Annotated in this window: 17 protein-coding genes and 1 other annotated feature; of the genes, 12 read left to right on the plus strand and 5 right to left on the minus strand. The window is 41.7% G+C overall.

Annotated features, from left to right (window positions below):
• Positions 1 to 469 precede the first annotated feature (469 nt).
• From NRI27_RS01045 to NRI27_RS01060, 4 genes are all read left to right on the plus strand, one after another.
• Positions 470 to 1,237: a prolyl oligopeptidase family serine peptidase gene (locus NRI27_RS01045; protein ID WP_371389204.1), complete on the plus strand. Its 768-nt coding sequence runs from the start codon at positions 470 to 472 to the stop codon at positions 1,235 to 1,237.
• 48 nt (positions 1,238 to 1,285) lie between these two features.
• The gene (locus tag NRI27_RS01050; protein WP_317942541.1) at positions 1,286 to 1,594 is read left to right on the plus strand and encodes a metal-sulfur cluster assembly factor; all 309 of its coding nucleotides are present in this window, start codon (positions 1,286 to 1,288) and stop codon (positions 1,592 to 1,594) included.
• Between the two features lie 69 nt (positions 1,595 to 1,663).
• Complete coding sequence (rraA, locus tag NRI27_RS01055; protein WP_371389205.1) at positions 1,664 to 2,137, plus strand: ribonuclease E activity regulator RraA; 474 nt, start codon at positions 1,664 to 1,666, stop codon at positions 2,135 to 2,137.
• Between the two features lie 114 nt (positions 2,138 to 2,251).
• Complete coding sequence (locus NRI27_RS01060) at positions 2,252 to 4,387, plus strand: ATP-dependent Clp protease ATP-binding subunit (protein ID WP_371389658.1); 2,136 nt, start codon at positions 2,252 to 2,254, stop codon at positions 4,385 to 4,387.
• 88 nt (positions 4,388 to 4,475) lie between these two features.
• Here NRI27_RS01060 and NRI27_RS01065 read toward each other — a convergent pair whose 3' ends face one another.
• The gene (locus tag NRI27_RS01065; RefSeq protein WP_317942543.1) at positions 4,476 to 4,661 is read right to left on the minus strand and encodes a DUF2929 family protein; all 186 of its coding nucleotides are present in this window, start codon (positions 4,659 to 4,661) and stop codon (positions 4,476 to 4,478) included.
• 186 nt (positions 4,662 to 4,847) lie between these two features.
• Between NRI27_RS01065 and NRI27_RS01070 the strand changes: the two genes are divergently transcribed.
• From NRI27_RS01070 to NRI27_RS18035, 3 genes are all read left to right on the plus strand, one after another.
• Complete coding sequence (locus NRI27_RS01070) at positions 4,848 to 5,780, plus strand: beta-ketoacyl-ACP synthase III (RefSeq protein WP_371389206.1); 933 nt, start codon at positions 4,848 to 4,850, stop codon at positions 5,778 to 5,780.
• Positions 5,781 to 5,917: 137 nt separating this feature from the next.
• Entirely contained in the window at positions 5,918 to 7,156 is a 1,239-nt protein-coding gene (fabF, locus tag NRI27_RS01075) for a beta-ketoacyl-ACP synthase II (protein WP_317942545.1), read from the plus strand.
• Positions 7,157 to 7,639: 483 nt separating this feature from the next.
• Positions 7,640 to 7,858: a YuzI family membrane protein gene (locus tag NRI27_RS18035; protein WP_483316073.1), complete on the plus strand. Its 219-nt coding sequence runs from the start codon at positions 7,640 to 7,642 to the stop codon at positions 7,856 to 7,858.
• On the opposite strand, the gene trpS is transcribed toward NRI27_RS18035, so the two are convergent.
• A complete protein-coding gene (gene trpS / locus NRI27_RS01080) occupies positions 7,800 to 8,801 on the minus strand; it encodes a tryptophan--tRNA ligase (RefSeq protein WP_371389207.1) in 1,002 nt (333 codons plus the stop codon). The genes NRI27_RS18035 and trpS overlap by 59 nt on opposite strands.
• 43 nt (positions 8,802 to 8,844) lie before the next feature.
• Positions 8,845 to 9,071: a binding site (T-box leader), on the minus strand.
• A 230-nt stretch (positions 9,072 to 9,301) separates the two neighbouring features.
• On the opposite strand from trpS, the gene NRI27_RS01085 reads away from it, so the two are divergent.
• The 5 genes from NRI27_RS01085 to pepF all read left to right on the plus strand — a co-directional run bounded on the left by NRI27_RS01085 (position 9,302) and on the right by pepF (position 15,356).
• On the plus strand, positions 9,302 to 10,510 hold the full coding sequence (locus NRI27_RS01085; RefSeq protein ID WP_371389208.1) for a putative glycoside hydrolase: 1,209 nt from the start codon (positions 9,302 to 9,304) through the stop codon (positions 10,508 to 10,510).
• A 396-nt stretch (positions 10,511 to 10,906) separates the two neighbouring features.
• Positions 10,907 to 11,305: a transcriptional regulator SpxA gene (gene spxA, locus NRI27_RS01090; protein WP_317942548.1), complete on the plus strand. Its 399-nt coding sequence runs from the start codon at positions 10,907 to 10,909 to the stop codon at positions 11,303 to 11,305.
• A gap of 241 nt (positions 11,306 to 11,546) precedes the next feature.
• Complete coding sequence (gene mecA / locus NRI27_RS01095; RefSeq protein ID WP_371389209.1) at positions 11,547 to 12,203, plus strand: adaptor protein MecA; 657 nt, start codon at positions 11,547 to 11,549, stop codon at positions 12,201 to 12,203.
• Between the two features lie 126 nt (positions 12,204 to 12,329).
• The gene (locus NRI27_RS01100) at positions 12,330 to 13,484 is read left to right on the plus strand and encodes a competence protein CoiA (RefSeq protein WP_371389210.1); all 1,155 of its coding nucleotides are present in this window, start codon (positions 12,330 to 12,332) and stop codon (positions 13,482 to 13,484) included.
• 54 nt (positions 13,485 to 13,538) lie between these two features.
• A complete protein-coding gene (gene pepF / locus NRI27_RS01105) occupies positions 13,539 to 15,356 on the plus strand; it encodes an oligoendopeptidase F (RefSeq protein WP_371389211.1) in 1,818 nt (605 codons plus the stop codon).
• A gap of 499 nt (positions 15,357 to 15,855) precedes the next feature.
• Here pepF and NRI27_RS01110 read toward each other — a convergent pair whose 3' ends face one another.
• From NRI27_RS01110 to NRI27_RS01120, 3 genes are all read right to left on the minus strand, one after another.
• Positions 15,856 to 16,662, minus strand: a complete 807-nt coding sequence (locus NRI27_RS01110; RefSeq protein WP_317942552.1) for a DsbA family protein — start codon at positions 16,660 to 16,662, stop codon at positions 15,856 to 15,858.
• Positions 16,659 to 17,051: a globin domain-containing protein gene (locus tag NRI27_RS01115; protein WP_317942553.1), complete on the minus strand. Its 393-nt coding sequence runs from the start codon at positions 17,049 to 17,051 to the stop codon at positions 16,659 to 16,661. Before NRI27_RS01115 ends, NRI27_RS01110 begins: the two co-directional genes overlap by 4 nt.
• 92 nt (positions 17,052 to 17,143) lie before the next feature.
• Positions 17,144 to 17,842, minus strand: a complete 699-nt coding sequence (locus NRI27_RS01120; protein WP_371389212.1) for a lytic transglycosylase domain-containing protein — start codon at positions 17,840 to 17,842, stop codon at positions 17,144 to 17,146.
• Between the last annotated feature and the right edge of the window lie 35 nt (positions 17,843 to 17,877).

Genomic DNA, 17,877 nt, shown 5'->3' on the forward strand with positions numbered 1-17,877 from the left:
GTCCCCCTCGTTGTTAAATATGTTTTTGAGTAATTGGCTTAGGCGTGTTGATTAACCAATTTGTGTGATATAAGAATATTCAATTTTCCTTGTAATCCTCGGTAAACACCGGATTTCCGCTCCAGGCGGACGCGTTCCGCGGGCACGGCTTCAGCCGCTTCCCTCGCTTCGCTCAGTCCAGGGTCTTCAGCTCGCGCTGTTCCCGCAGGAGTCGCCGCCTTCTGCTCCAATCCTGTTGAGCATTTTTTAAGTTAAAAGGCAAATAAGTTGCAGGTACAAGCCAACGGATTCGAAGGAGTCTACTTGTAGTAATTGGTTAATCAACAGACCTGTAATTGACTCTTATTATCTACTGTTCAGTGTAGCGTTATCATAAGGCGTAAGTCAAAAAATTCCGCCACACGCCTATTTTTTGTTTTTCTAGTAAAACTTTGTTACGATTTACTAAAAAGGTATAGAAGGTGTTTGCATGATTGTTAGAGAGGAACAATGGGGCAAGACGAATATCCCTTTATTACATATTGTGGATGAATCCCTGCAAAATAGCAACATTCCAGCTGTAATCTTCTTACATGGATTTACAAGTGCGAAAGAGCACAATTTACATTACGCATATAACATGGCCAAGCAAGGGCTCCGTGTCCTTCTGCCTGAAGCGCATTTGCATGGCGTTCGCAGTGAGCAGTTAGATGAAGTGCAATTAAGCCTTCGTTTTTGGGAAATCGTGTTAACGTCGATTGAAGAAATGGCAGTGTTGCACAATGAACTGCAACAAAGAGGGGTAACGAAAATTGGCATGGGGGGCACTTCCATGGGAGGCATTACGACGCTCGGTTGTTTGACGGCTTATCCGTGGATTGATGTGGCAACAGTCATGATGGGGGCACCCGGTTACGTCGAATTGGCGAAAGCACAAATTGCGCAATTTGAGAGAAGAGGTTTCAAGTTACCTATTTCAGATGAAGACCGTCAATCGTTGCTCGATACATTAGCATTTTTTGATATGACGAAACAACGTGAAAAATTAGCTGGGCGACCTGTATTTTTCTGGCATGGAAAGAATGATACGACGGTGCCTTATGAACCGACGTTTAATTTCTACAATGCCGCTAAAAAAGATTACATCAACCGACCAGAACGGTTCGAATTCATGACCGATTCAGAAGCGGGACATGCTGTTTCTCGAACAGGCATGTTGCGTTCGGTCGATTGGCTCGCAAGTTATTTGAATGAATAGCATAACCTTGCTATGATGAAGGGACAACGAAACGAAAGGGGTATTTGAATGAGCGAGGATATGAAAGGCAGCTTGATGGGTGCTCTTGAAAATGTCATCGACCCTGAATTAGGGATCGATATTGTCAATCTAGGACTTGTTTATGATGCGGAGTTAAACGAAGAAGGTACGGCGATTGTTACGATGACGTTAACTTCAATGGGCTGTCCGATGGGACCGCAAATTGTAGCGAACATTAAACAAGAACTTATGGAGCTTCCTGAAGTAAAAGATGTAGATGTAAATATTGTCTGGAGTCCACCATGGTCCCGTGACAATATGTCCCGCTATGCAAAAATGGCACTTGGCGTGCGCTAATTATACACCGAAGAGACTGTTTGACGATATGTCATGCAGTCTTTTTTTACTAGCTAAGGAGGAAATTCAATGAAAACAACAGACTTGTTTGACCAATACGGTGAAGAATTGACGCTTTGCTCGCTCACGTTTCATTCATTCGGCAAGCAGAAGCGCTTTTTTGGACCAATTGAAACAGTGCGTGTGTTTGAAGATAACGTCCTTGTTAGGGAAACCCTTGAGCAAATGAATGAAGGAACAGTTCTTGTCGTAGACGGTGGAGGTTCTGTTAGATGTGCATTGCTTGGAGACCAATTGGCGCAAATTGCCGAAACACGTAAAGTAGCAGGTATCATCATGAATGGATGTGTGCGTGATACGGCCGAATTAGCAGCACTTGATGTAGGAATCCTGGCAATTGGAAAGAATCCGATTCGTAGTAAAAAGGAAGGGAAAGGCGAGCGGTCAGTTTCTTTGTTTTTTGGTGATGTCAATTGGACGCCCGGGCATTATGTTTATGCGGACGAGGATGGGGTACTCGTATCACCAAGAAAACTTCATTAACGATTTAACGCGTTCAGTACATGCAAAAAACTTTACGTTTTGATCATTTTTGACTATACTATAATTAATCAAAGATAGTCAAAGTCAAACAGTTGAGGTGATAGATGAATGAGAATGGATAGCGTACAAGAAGATCAAAAAACGCCGTTGGAACAATTTGGACGAAATTTAGTGGAAGACGTACGAAAAGGGAAGATGGATCCGGTCATTGGACGGGATGAAGAAATTCGCAATGTCATCCGGATTTTATCTAGAAAAACAAAAAACAACCCTGTCCTTATTGGAGAACCAGGCGTTGGGAAAACAGCAATTGTCGAAGGGCTTGCCCAACGGATTGTAAAAGGTGATGTGCCTGAAGGACTTAAAAATCGCCAAATTTTCGAGTTGGACATGAGCTCGCTCATTGCAGGAGCGAAATACCGTGGTGAATTTGAAGAGCGGTTAAAAGGTGTCCTGAAGCAAGTGAAAGAGAGCGAAGGGGAAATTATTCTCTTCATTGACGAAATCCATACAATTGTCGGCGCGGGTAAAACAGACGGTGCGATGGATGCCGGTAACATGTTAAAACCGATGCTTGCGCGTGGTGAACTGCATTGTATCGGTGCGACGACGCTTGATGAATACCGCATGTATATCGAAAAAGATCCAGCTCTCGAGCGTCGATTCCAACAAGTGCTCGTTCGTGAACCGTCTGTAGAGGATACGATTTCAATTTTACGTGGGTTGAAGGAACGCTTCGAACTCCATCATGGTGTCAGAATTCATGACCGTGCGCTTGTGGCGGCAGCAACATTATCTGACCGTTATTTGACGGAGCGTTTCATGCCGGACAAAGCGATTGACCTAATGGATGAGGCGAGTGCAATGATCCGGACTGAAATCGATTCAATGCCTCAAGAACTAGACTCGGTAACGCGGAGAATCATGCAGCTAGAAATTGAAGAACAAGCATTACGGAAAGAAAAAGATGCGATGAGTCAGACGCGTCTTGCAACATTACGGGATGAATTGCAGGAATTAAAGGATTCATCTGCCGAGATGCGAGAACAATGGGATAAAGAAAAAGAGGCGTTGAACAGTATCCAAACGAAGCGTGAACAACTCGATCGTTATCGTCGGGAGCTTGAAGATGCACAAAATCGTTTTGATTTGAATAAAGCGGCAGAACTCCAATACGGAAAAATTCCTAATTTGGAGAAGGAGTTACAAGAACTTGAAGCTTCTCTCGTCGATCAAGATTCAACCCGATTACTCCGAGAAGAAGTGACGGAAGAGGAAATCGCAACGATTGTCGCGAGATGGACTGGCATTCCTGTGACGAAACTTGTAGAAGGGGAAAGGGAAAAATTGCTTCGACTGCGTGAAACGTTGGAAGAACGTGTCGTTGGGCAAGACGATGCCGTGCAACTTGTAACAGAAGCAGTTTGGCGAGCGCGCGCAGGTATTAAAGACCCGAATAAGCCAATTGGTTCTTTCCTCTTCCTTGGGCCGACGGGAGTAGGGAAAACAGAATTGGCGAAAACGTTAGCGGCGACTCTTTTTGACTCAGAAGATCACTTCATTCGAATTGATATGTCGGAATACATGGAGAAGCATAGTGTGTCCCGTCTAGTCGGTGCACCTCCCGGTTATATCGGATATGAGGAAGGCGGACAGTTGACGGAAGCGGTTCGGCGCAACCCTTATTCCGTTGTGTTGCTCGACGAAATTGAAAAAGCACACCCGGATGTGTCGAACATCCTGCTTCAAATCTTAGACGACGGTCGCATAACCGATTCTCAAGGTAGACTTGTCAATTTTACAAATACCGTCGTTATCATGACATCGAACATCGGATCGACGTATTTACTAGACGGTCAGTTTGACTCGGATGAACATGCCGCAGAAGACTTAGTCATGGCGGAGTTGCGAAGACATTTCAAACCGGAGCTACTAAACCGAATGGATGACATTATCATTTTCCATTCATTATCTGGAGACACGTTCCGTTTGATCGCCGGTAAAATGCTTGATGATTTGGCGAAACGACTCGATTCACAAGATGTTGAGTTGGTGTTCGATGATGCGGTCCTAGATTGGATTGTAGATCAAGGGACCGACGCGGATTTTGGTGCTAGACCATTAAAACGGTTCATCCAACGCCATGTCGAAACGGCTGTGGCTAAAGAAATCATTAAAGGTGACTTGAAAGACGGGCAAAAGTTGATGCTTGAGATGGTCAACGGAGCGTTACAAGTGGAAAAAGTATAATGAAAAATGCTTGGGTAGTCGGTTCAAAGGCTATTCAAGCATTTTTTTGTACAAAAAAACCGCCCTCTGTAAGGACGGTTCCGGTTGCTCAGTAATCTGCTACTTCCTCATCTGACATAGTAGATGTAATAACGAGAATGATTGCTCCAAGAACAACAGAAGCGATGACACCACTCATGAAGTCGAAATGTGGGATTCCAGCGATTGATCCTGCAACATAATTCAACATGGTCACTAAAAGGAAAGACCATACGAAAGCCATAATATATTTCATCAGATTCACCTCGACAATACTTATTCATTAATTATCATACCATAGCCCATACATTCATCAAACAAAATAATGTACACTTTCCACATTCTTTGGCAAAATCGTGTCTGCATATTGAAAAGTATAGGCACATCTTTTATAATTAATACCAGGTACTAATAATAGATGATAAGGAACGGGGTATGTGAAATGAACGCAGGGTTGATAGGTGTCGGGAAGTATGTCCCTTCTCAAATTGTTACGAATAAAGACTTGGAAGCACGTATTGATACGACGGATGAATGGATTCGTACACGTACTGGAATTGAAGAAAGACGCATTGCTGAAGCAGATATGGATACATCAGATATGGCGTACCATGCAGCGGTAAGTGCAATTGAAAACGCAGGTCTTCAGCCTGAAGACATCGGCATGATTTTAGTGGCGACCGTAACAGGTGATCGTCCATTCCCGTCTGTTGCAACGATGATTCAAGAGCGTTTAGGGGCAAGAAATGCGGCCGCGATGGATGTATCTGCAGCTTGTGCAGGGTTCATGTATGGCGTTGTAACAGCGAAACATTTTGTCGAAGCAGGAACGTATAAGCATGTTCTTGTCGTCGGCGTAGAAAAGTTATCCAAAATTACGGATTGGGAAGATCGTAATACAGCAGTGCTATTTGGAGATGGAGCCGGTGCTGCAGTTGTAAGTGAAGTGAGTGAGGGCCGAGGAATCTTATCGTTTGAACTCGGTGCGGATGGTGTAGGCGGCAAATACCTTTACCAAGACAAATACATTCAAATGAATGGTCGTGAAGTGTTTAAATTTGCTGTTCGCCAAATGGGTGAGTCGGCTGTAAGTGTGACGGAAAAGGCCGGATTGACGACTGATGACGTTGATTATTTAATTCCTCACCAAGCAAATATCCGGATTATGGAAGCATCACGTGAGCGTTTAGGCCTGCCTGTTGAGAAAATGTCCAAAACCGTCCATAAATATGGCAACACGTCAGCTGCTTCAATACCTATTTCTTTGGTAGATGATTTAGCAGAAGGTCGCGTTAAAGACGATGACATTATCGTGTTGGTCGGTTTCGGCGGCGGATTGACTTGGGGCGCGCTTTGCATTAAATGGGGAAAATAAGTGAACATTATTATATAATGAATAAGAATTGAAAAGTCATCTAGGTGTACGACTTTAATCTACTTGCTTGTTGAGTAGGCTGAACGGTTAAATTTTGTTATTTAATTACTAGTTTTTAATGAAGGGGAGTTTTGAGTATGGAAAAACGTCGAGTTGTCGTAACGGGAATCGGAGCTGTCTCTCCTGTCGGAAATTCTGCTGAAGCATCTTGGGAAGCGGTCATTAATGGAAAATCTGGAATCGGGCCACTGACAAGACTAGATAGCGAGCAGTTCCCAGTGAAAGTAGCAGCAGAAGTGAAAGACTTTGACATTGAAGAATACTTACCACGGAAAGAAGCGCGAAAAATGGACCGTTTTACGCATTATGCAATGGCGGCATCCATTATGGCGATGAAAGATGCAAATCTTGAATTGGACGAGGAAACTGCTTACCGTACAGGCGTATGGATCGGTTCAGGAATTGGTGGAATGGAAACGCATGAACAGCAGTTTAAAACGTTTATGGAAAAAGGATATCGCCGTGTGAGTCCTTTCTTCGTCCCAATGATGATTCCGGATATGGCCTCTGGTCAAGTTTCCATCCATTTTGGCGCGAAAGGCATCAATTCGTGCACAGTAACTGCTTGTGCATCTGGAACGAACTCTATCGGTGATGCGTTTGAAGTGATTAAACGTGGAGATGCGGACGTCATGATCACAGGTGGAGCAGAAGCACCAATTACAACGATGTCTGTTGCTGGTTTCTGCGCAAACACTGCACTATCGTTAAACCCAGATCCTGCAACCGCATCCCGTCCATTTGATAAAGAGCGTGACGGATTTGTCATTGGTGAAGGTGCGGGTATCTTAATCCTTGAAGAATACGAGCACGCAGTAAAACGTGGCGCGAAAATTTACGCGGAATTAGTAGGTTACGGTTCTACAGGTGACGCGCATCACATTACGGCGCCAGCACCTGAAGGGGAAGGCGGCGCGCGTGCAATGCGACAAGCATTGGAAGAAGCTGAAATTACGCCTGAAAAAATCGATTACATTAATGCGCACGGTACGAGCACACCGTACAACGATCTATTTGAAACAATGGCTGCCAAAACCGTATTTGGCGAACATGCATACAAGCTTGCAATGAGCTCAACGAAGTCCATGACGGGTCACCTTTTAGGGGCAGCAGGTGGTTTGGAAGCAATCTTTACGGTAAAGGCTTTACAAGAAGGCATCTTGCCGCCAACGATGAATTATGTCAATGAAGATCCGGAATGCGATCTCGATTACGTTGTGAATGAAGCACGCAAAGTTGATATCGACTATGCAATGAGCAACTCACTCGGATTTGGCGGACATAACGCATCACTTGTGTTTAAGAAAATAGGATGAAGATCGACTGATTGACTGCAAACCTGATTTTTTGGGTTTGCAGTTTTTTTATGCTGGGATTCTGCTGCTAAGTTTGCGGCGTTCTTGGGGATTATGCGGCGAAACGTGGTTAGTATGCGGCGTTTTAGCTGATTATGCGGCAAACTCGGTCAATATGCTGTGTTTCCAGTGTTTATGAGCCGTTTGACAAAGTTATGAGCTGTTTTGAAGGAAAATGTTGAATACCGTTTTCCATTTTACAAAATGAATCATTGTCCAAATCTGAGTACTCTACCTGAATCAATCCATCTCCTATGACCCGATCCGCGGGCAAGCACCACGTCATACCCCACAAAAATTTGCGCCGAATGGTTTTTGACAAACTAAGTCTTTTCCTCACTGTAACAATTACATCTTTATTCCCAACAAAACAATCCCCTTTTAGATCAGTAGTCTAAAAGGGGATTGACCGTTCATACAATGGAAGAAAAAAGGGCGATGTACATGACGCGAATCTTTCTCTTTCTTCTCAGTTACGGACTCATTGTTGTAACCGTCTCGCACATGATTTTTTACTTCAACTATTTATCGTTAGGCTATAGCTGGAAGCAAATTTTCTTGTTCATCATTCAAACCGCAGACTTCACACTCTTTGTTTTGGCTGTTATCTTACTCCTATTGACCGTCTTCTTCCGAGCCCCATCGCAGACTCCATTTTTCTAAACGTCTCTGTTGCAATGGCATTCGCTTTTTCGGCGCCTTTATCCAAATAAGCATCCAGTTCCGGTGAGTTCAATAACTCCTCATACCTTTGTTGAATCGGTGTTAAGTGGTTAATGACTGCTTCTGCGACGCCCGCTTTAAACGCGCCGTAGCCAAGGCCTTCATACTTCGATTCAAGCTCTGCGATAGAAACACCGGTCAAAGCAGATTCAATCGTCAATAGATTGGATACGCCTGGTTTGTTTTCAACATCGTACTTCACAATACCGTCTGAATCCGTGACCGCACTTTTGATTTTCTTTTCAATTTGTTTTGGCGTGTCTAACAAGGAAATCGTTCCTTTTTTATTCGGATCAGATTTACTCATTTTTTTCAAAGGATCTTGTAAAGATTTAATACGTGCGCCACTTTTAGGAATGCGTACTTCAGGAATTGTCAGGACATTTCCGTAGCGCTTGTTAAAACGCTCCGCTAAGTCACGTGTTAACTCAACGTGTTGTTTTTGATCGTCCCCAACAGGCACAATATCCGTGTTGTAGATTAAGATATCGGCAGCCATGAGCGGTGGGTACGTAAGAAGTGCTGCAGAAACGCCTTCTTTTCCATCGGATTTATCTTTAAATTGTGTCATCCGTTCGAGCTCACCGATATACGAAATACATTGCATCATCCATCCAGCTTGCACATGTGCAGGCACTTCAGATTGGATGAACAGGATGGATTTCTCTGGGTCAATGCCACTCGCGATGTAAATTGCTGCGAGTGAACGAATTGTCCGTGCTAATTCGTCAGGGTCTTGTTGCACCGTAATTGCGTGTTGATCGACAATGCAAAAACGACATTCGTATTCGTGTTGGAGCTCTGTAAATTGCTTAAATGCCCCGATATAGTTCCCTAATGTCACTGTACCTGTAGGCTGTACGCCTGAGAAAATGGTTTTCATTAAAACGCCTCCTTAAAATAAAAAAAACACCAGTCATCCCTAAAAAAGGGACGACTGATGTGTATCAACCGTGGTACCACCCGAATTGACCTGTGTGCAGGCCACTCAACACCCTTAACGCGGGAAACGTGAAATGCTAATCAGGTGCGTACACCCTTTCACAAATCAAGCTCAGGAATCCACTTCTTCTTGTGTGTCCTACCTGTTTGCACCAACCACAGGCTCTCTTGAAAGTCACAACAAGCGTACTCTTTCCGTCTTTGCTTTTTGCAAGATAATTGTCAATAGTATAGTACGGCAACCGATACAATGCAATAGAAAAGTTTCGTTTAGTTAAATGGAATTTTATCCTTGTCACTCTTTCAATCGTTCTACTCGGCAAGAAAGGTGTTGATTCGCGAATAAAATAGGTTTTTCAACAAGAAATGTAGGGAATAGATGATTTAGTCTATTCAATGGAATTTCGCTTTGATAGAATGAGGGGAGAGAGGATGGGTGTCATGAGAAATTTGAAAATAGCAAGCTCTTTCGTACTTGCTGCATCTCTCGCATTGCCGATGAGTGTGCAAGCTACTGAACAAAAAGATTCCGATAGCAGTTTTGCTGAACGTACATACGGTTTTAACGGGATAGACGAAAATGTTGTAGCGAGTTCTCAATTATTCCGATATGATTCCGGTCTTGTTTTTGAATACCCTGATGCAGTAAGAGGCATCTATGTCACTGGGCATTCGGCAGGGGGGTCTCGTTTTGAAAGATTGTTAAAATTACTGGATTCGACAGATTTGAATGCGATGGTAATTGACGTGAAAGACGATTATGGGAACTTGACGTACAAACCAGCAGAGGACTCTCCGCTCTATAAAAAAGATATTGGCAAGCCCTATATTAAAGATCCTCGAAAAATGCTAGAAACATTGGAAAAGCAAAAGGTCTATCCAATTGCTCGCGTTGTAGTTTTTAAAGACAGTGTACTTGCTAAACAACAGCCTGAATTGTCATTTAAAGATGGTGATAAAGTATGGGAGAATGGTAGAAAAGAAGCTTTTGTAAATCCATTCATGAAAGAAGTTTGGGATCATAATGTTGAAATAGCCATTGAAGCTGCCAAGATGGGCTTCCAAGAAATTCAGTTCGACTATGTCCGTTTCCCAGAAGGGTTTGAGAAACGTCATGAAACCTTGCAATACTCGATGGGTACTTATGCTGAATCAGACTTAGACCCTGTTCAACGAAGAGTGCAAGCCGTAACAGATTTTGTAGCGTATGCCAAAGAAAAATTGAAACCGTATGACGTAGACGTCTCCGTTGACATATTTGGGTACTCTGCGACTTTGCCGGAAGCCCCTGGAATCGGACAAAACTTCTCCAAAATCTCAGAGAATGTTGATGTCATCTCTTCGATGATTTATCCGAGCCATTGGACATCTTATTTCGGTATTGCAAAACCTGATCTTGAACCGTATCGACTTATAACTGAATACGCGAAAGTGGAAAATGCAAAACTTGGTGAGCTGGAAAATCCGCCAGTTTCGCGGCCATGGTTACAAGATTTTAGTGCGCCTTGGTTAGGGGCAGGCAACTACCTTCGCTACGGGAAGAACGAAGTGGAAGCACAAATCAAAGCGTTGAAAGATAATGGCATTAATGAATATCTTTTATGGAATGCAACTAATAACTATACGGAAGGTGTAGATTATACACCGTAATGAGATTCCCAGAGTCGATTCAAAGATTCTGGGATTTTTTCATTGAAACCTGAAACTTTTTGGAATGTGTATACGTACTATTACGTGAGAAGTGATTTTTCATTCATACAATCTAAATGAGAAAAGAAAATATTTAAGGCTTGTATGTTTAAATGTTATTTTCGGCGGGTATAACAGTAAAGAGGTAAAAGTAGTACATAGATTGACGGGCTACAAACTTGGTTATATTGCGGAAATGTGACAGGTGAAAATGGTGTTTCACTTTTTTAGTAAAAAGTGTATTCATTGAGAATGAATATGTGTATAATAAGAAGTATGTATGATACATTAAAATTATTCTAATTTAGTTTAACTACAATACAAATGAGCAAGACAATTGAAAGGAAGTGTCAGCGAATGGGAGTTACATTATTTACCTCACCTAGTTGCACATCATGTAGAAAAGCGAAGGCATGGTTGGAAGAACATGATATTCCATATTCTGAGCGCAATATTTTTTCAGAGCCTTTGAATATTAATGAAATTAAACAAATTCTTCGAATGACGGAAGATGGAACCGATGAGATCATCTCAACACGTTCAAAAATCTTCCAGAAATTGAACGTCGATGTAGAAAGCTTGCCGTTGCAACGTTTGTATGAGTTAATTCAAGAACATCCTGGTCTTTTGAGAAGACCAATCATACTAGATGAAAAGAGGCTGCAGGTAGGGTATAATGAAGATGAAATCAGACGATTCCTACCTAGAAAAGTAAGGGCCTATCAGCTGCTTGAAGCGCGGCGCATGGTAAACTAACTGAAGAAATAGTAATGCTGATAGGGAGTTGACGGATAATTCGCCAAAACCTATCAGCTTTTTCATTTTCCCCTTGCTTTGCCGGCTGATGTTCACTACAATGCTAATATCATGTCTTAACAGAAGAGAAACCCTTTCAAAATGGAAAGGACGGACATATAGTAAGAATAAGCATTGCAGGTATATTGCAAAAATACAGAAATGGGCATAAGCCTGTTATTAAGGAAGGGAGAGAGAAGGGATGGAAATAGAGCGTATCAATGATAATACTGTAAAGTTTTATTTATCGTATATAGATATAGAAGAACGAGGATTTACGCGCGAAGAAGTTTGGTACAATCGCGATAAAAGTGAAGAATTGTTCTGGGAGATGATGGACGAAGTTAACGATGAAACTGAATTTGAAGTAGAAGGACCGTTGTGGATACAAGTCCATGCGATGAATAATGGGATAGAAGTAACGGTTACCCGAGCTCAGTTGAACGAAGACGATGAATCTGAAGAAAGCTTTGGTTTAGTCGATCCGCGTAAGCAATACCAGCCTGATCCAAGTCTGTTCGAGGATTCAGAGCAACTGCTAAAAGAATTGAATGATGATCCCGGTGTGTGGAACTCCGATATGTTCGTATTTGAAGACTTCGAGCATTTGATTCCACTATCGAAAAAAATTCCGCCTTACGCAGTCGAAACATCACTCTATTCATTTGAAAACAAATTCTACTTGTATGTAGTCTTTGATGACTCGACGATGGATGATGACGATAAATCTGATTTTGGCAGTATTCTATCAGAGTATGGTTCAATTTCCCAAGTGACGATTCACCGACTCGAAGAATATGGCAAACTGATTATCCAATCAGATGTCCTAGAAACAATTGACAAGCATTTTGAAACTTGAAGATCCATTCAGCTGTTACCAATGAGAAATACTTGGTAACAGCTGTTTTCTGTTTTCTAAACAAAGCTCTAACAATATCGTTGCAAAACCATCCAAACATTCGTACAATTGAGCGGAGAGGAGTGAGTGGACATATTAACTGCGCGTACAACGGATGGGCAACTTGTAATCTTGTCAAAAGATGATTGTCGCATTTCGTTACGGAATCGAAGAGACATGGAGACATTTTATTGTCCTCAATGTAAAAAACCTGTACACATGAAAGTAGGAGATTTTAAAGTACCTCATTTTGCGCATGCATTCAATTCTTCCTGTCAAAATTTATTTGCAGAAGGAGAGTCAGCTGAACATCTCCTCGGAAAACAATTATTGTATGAATGGTTGTTGCAAAAACGAAAGAGAGATGTCGTGTTAGAGCCGGTGATGAAGGCGATTCAACAACGCCCTGACTTGTTAGTGACATCCGATGAAGAATGTGTACCAATTGAATTTCAGTGCAGCACAATCCCGGTAAATCAACTCCAAAAACGTACGGATGGGTTTCGTACAATCGGGATGAATCCGATATGGATCTTACAGACACCTATCTCATTAGTAGATTGTCCCCAAGGTGTAAGTGTTTTGAGACTTTCAAAGTTTCAAGAGTGGTTTACTTTAAATCCCCCAATTGAAGGAGACGTCCTTCTGACCTTTTATCCCCACACAAAGACTTTTCACTACTACCATCATTTGTTACATCTAGCCGGTCAACGATATATAGGTATACATCACGTATTACCGATGCATTATCAAGTTTTTCCTTTGGCTCGTCCTAAGCTACTCAATGAAAATGCCTTGCGTTCTTACGCAGACATGTATAAGGCTTTCCGTGAGGACGATTTAAAGAAGCGGATACTGTTGAATAGAAAAGGCATTAAAGATCCATTCTTATTAAGCTGTTACAAGTTGCGGATCTTGCCTGTTGAGTTACCTTTGTGGATTGGCGTGCCAACGAAAGGGCACGATGCATTCCGAGAAGCGGACTATGAATGGCAACTACGTTTGCTTCATTTCTGTAAACAACATAGCTTGCCTGTCCAGCGTGTAGGTCGAACTTGGATAAGCCGCTTTGTCAACCAGTTTTCAAATCCTTCTACTGAAAAAGTGGAAGCCTGTAGAAATTATAGTCGATTTCTACGGCAACACAACTTCCAATCATTAGGAGAGGAAACTGATTTTAGTGAAAATGAGGTTTTGCAAATCATTTCAGAAAGATTTCTTGCAAAAGCAACGCAGAATTGAGAGAATGATAATGATTCGGATTACGAAGAAAGAGGATAGGGAGGATTTTGTATAATGAGTGAAGCGAAAAACAAAGTTTTGACGCGTGATCAGGTAAAAGTAGAAGAAACTTGGCGTCTTGAAGACATATTTGAAACGGATGAAGCTTGGGAACAAGCGTTTAAAGAAATCGAAACGTTAAGTGAGAAAGCGCCTTCATTTAAAGGGACGTTAGCGGACAGTCCTGAAGCCCTATACGATGCATTGGCCTATCGAGATAACTTGTATGAAAAGATCGGTAAATTATACACGTATGCTCATTTGAAAAGTGACCAAGACACGACGAACAGCTTCTATCAAGCGATGGAAAGCCGAGCAAAATCACTCGTTATCAAAGTGTCTACAGCGTTATCTTATTTAACACCTGAACTACTAACAATTCCTGAAGAGGAACTTAATCAATTCGTCGAAGAAAATGATCATTTAAAATTATACAAGCAAGAATTTGAAATTTTAAATGCACATCGTCCGCATGTACTACCTGCTGAACAGGAAGCATTGCTAGCGCAAATTGGTGAAGTGACAGGAAGTCCATCTGAAACGTTCAGCATGTTAAATAATGCGGATTTAACGTTCCCAATGGTGAAAGATGAGGACGGAGAAGAAGTGGAGCTGTCACACGGCCGTTATATCCGTTTCCTAGAAAGTAAAGAACCGAGAGTGCGTGAAGAGGCATTCAAAGCGATGTATAGCAAATATGGTGAGTTTAAAAATACCTTTGCATCAACATTAAGTGGAAATGTGAAAAGTCATAATGTAAACGCACGCATCCGGAATTATACATCTGCTCGCCATGCAGCACTGTCTCAAAATCATATTCCAGAGCAAGTGTATGATAACCTCGTTGAAACGATTAACAAAAATCTTGGATTGCATCATCGATACGTCGCACTGCGTAAGAAAGTGTTAGAACTTAACGAACTTCATATGTGGGACATGTTCGCTCCTATGGTCAAAGACGTAGAAATGAAAATTCCATATGAAGAAGCGAAAGAAACAATGTTGGACAGTTTCCATCCACTTGGTGAGGAATATGCTTCCATTGTGAAGGAAGGTCTTGAAAACCGTTGGGTCGATGTGCGAGAAAATAAAGGCAAGCGCTCGGGTGCGTATTCTTCAGGTTCATATGGCACAAATCCGTATGTCTTAATGAACTGGCAAGATAATGTAGACAACATGTTTACGTTGGCGCATGAATTTGGTCATAGTGTACACAGCTATTATTCACGTAAATCTCAACCGTATGTGTACAGTGGCTACTCCATTTTCGTCGCTGAAGTAGCGTCGACTGTGAATGAAGCGTTATTAAATGATCATCTGTTGAAAACAATAGATGATGAACAAAAGCGCATTTACTTGCTTAACCACTGGTTAGAAGGATTCCGTGGAACTGTTTTCCGTCAAACGATGTTTGCTGAGTTCGAGCATTTGATCCATCAGCTAGATCAGCAAGGGGTTGCACTGACAGCAGATAAGTTGTCAGAGGAATATGCAGCGTTGAACAAGAAGTATTTTGGAGACGCAGTAGAAGAAGATAAGGAAATTGCACTGGAATGGGCTCGAATTCCTCACTTCTACTACAATTACTACGTCTACCAATATGCAACGGGCTTCAGTGCAGCGATTGCGTTAAGCCATCAGATTTTAACGGAAGGACAGCCTGCAGTAGACCGTTACATTAATCAGTTCTTAAAAGCAGGATCTTCAGACTATCCAATTGAAGTGCTTAAAAAAGCGGGTGTCGATATGACAAGTAAAGAACCGATTGAAGAGGCATGCCGAGTATTTGAAGAGCGTTTAAATGAATTGGAAGTATTGCTGAATAAGCAGTAAAACAGAAAAATAGAGACTGACAAAGCATTTTTGGGTGCTGAGTCAGTCTTTTATTATTATCTTGAGAATTTTGTTATATTTATATAATGGAATAGATAGCGCTTTCATTTCTACAATTGTTTATATTTTGTTGGATTGAAAGAGTAAAACATTGGTAGGTAAAGGGTTTGTCTAAAAAATAATTTGTGACAGTCATGTGAATTTTAGCGTGAAATGTTGCTTGTACAATTATTTTATGATAAGTTATAGATGTGAAATAAATCACATACCAAACATACACCCCTTTTGTTTGAACGTGAACATTTCTCCCATTCCCTTTGTAAAGAGCATCCCTCTCCCCCAGGAGCGGATGCTCTTTTTGTATACTTCGAGCAGAAGTGTTACGAAGATCTATATTGTCTTCCTCGCAGCGCTTTCAAATAAGGATTTGTTAAGCATTTAAAAAGCTGTTTCAAGAAGGTACTTTCACTTCTTGAAACAGCTTTATGTTTTCGTCGATTTAATTTCTTTTTCTCCATAACGTCAAGTCTTGGCAAGTAACGCGCTCCACTTTTTGAAGAAGGAGTTGTTTTTTTAACTCGCGTTCTGCACACTTTTCCTGTAGCTGATAAATATCAGCAATCTCCTTTGTCGTTAACGAGTCAAATCGTTTAAACAAATCTTCCAAAGTTGGTGGGAGATCAGGTTCGATTGCATAGCCTACCATCTCTTCTAATATTTGCTCGTAAATTTCATAATGATGCAATCCATTTACTTTCAGCCCTTCATCTTCAATATTTTCATTGAAGAACACGAAAGAAGGAGCATTATCAACTTCCATTTCATTGGCCAAATACAAGTCTACTTGCAATGCACGCAATACGTTATTGGATGAAAAGTCTAGTATGAATTCATCTACATCCAAACCGATGCGTTCTGCAATGTCGACTAGTGTGTCAAATGAGAGGATGTTGCCAGCTTGCAAGTACGTATATTCAAAGAGTTTGGATAGAAAGCGGAAACCTGCTCGCTTACCTTGGAACTCCGCTGCTTTCATCGCGATGCTTGGAAAAGCGGGATGATGATTTTCACAAGAATTCGTTGTCTCTTTACTTCTCAAGCAAGAGAGATTCATCTTTGGCAACGAAGTGCGTAAAACGATTTTTAACGTAAAGTAGCGTTCGTATTCTACTTGTAGTTTGCGAAGTAATGGTGTTAATGTCCAACTTTCATTGCATAATGGATCCACAAATACATAGATTTCAATCGGCTTTGACAATGAAGCTGATGAACTAATGCTGCTTTCCAACATGGTCTCTCGATTCACTGCCCATCCTCCTCGCTTTTATTCACCATATGATTCGCAGTCAATACGAGTCTTTGATAATAGACGTCACGAAGAGGACCTTCTAGTCCGACATCATCCATTGCTTCCTCCATGCAGGAGAGCCAGGCTCTTGCACGAGTTGGTGTTATAGGAAAAGGCATATGACGCGCTTTCATCATCGGATGTCCGTGTTCTTCCGTGAATAAGTTCGGTCCGCCTAAGTATTGTGTTTGGAATTGTTTTTGCTTTCGTGCTGTTTCCGTCAGGTCTTTTGGGAAAATCGGATATAAGTCTGGATGGACAGCCACTTTTTCATAAAAACGATCAATGAGCTCTGATAATTTTGCAGCGCCGATTTCCTCATAAGGAATCAAAGGTTTTCGAGTCATGTATGTCAATCTCCTTTGCTCTGACTGTATGAGTATTTTAACAACCATACAATTCTTTCACAAATAAATCGCCTTCAAAGAACGATGGGGCGTTACCCGATGGAGCGATTATAATAGTTTAATACAGTGGCTACGTAACGTTGAGTTTCCTTGAAAGGAGGGATCCCTCCATACTTTTTGACATTACCGGGACCTGCATTATAGGCTGCTAATGCAAGTTCTACATCTCCGAATTGATTGAGCATTTGACGAAGGTATTTTGCCCCGCCCATAATATTTTGCTCCGGATCAAAACTATTTTTTACGCCGAGGTATTTTGCAGTCCCAGGCATAAGTTGCATTAAGCCTGTGGCACCTGCATGACTAATTGCATCTGGGTTGAAGTTCGACTCTTGTCGAATGACAGATGAAATGAGCTGTTCAGGCAAATTGTAGGCATCTGCTGCTTGCCGGATGACATGGGTAAACTGATTGTCGGTCATCGTAGTCTGCATATCTTCATGAACGGAATAATTCGTGTACCTTTCCAATCCATTTAATACAGCAGGCATATAAACTGCTTCCGGATTGCGAAAATGTAAGCTTTCCAATGTCTGCAAACTGCCAGACAGACCGAATGTGTTGTGCTGAAAATAGTTAGATTGCAGATTGTCATTACTTGTAGCGTTAAGTACTTCACTCAACATTGTGCTAAATAGAGATGTTTCGTAATTTATAGATTGTGATTGTACTGCACCAAGTGTCTGCATCGATTGTATGTCTAGTAAAGAACGTATTGCACGCGCGTCCATTTCATACCCTATCCCTTCCTGACTGTTGCAAACAG

Source organism: Sporosarcina sp. OR05 (assembly GCF_041414805.1).
In the GTDB taxonomy this organism is placed as follows: Bacteria; Bacillota; Bacilli; order Bacillales_A; family Planococcaceae; genus Sporosarcina; species Sporosarcina saromensis.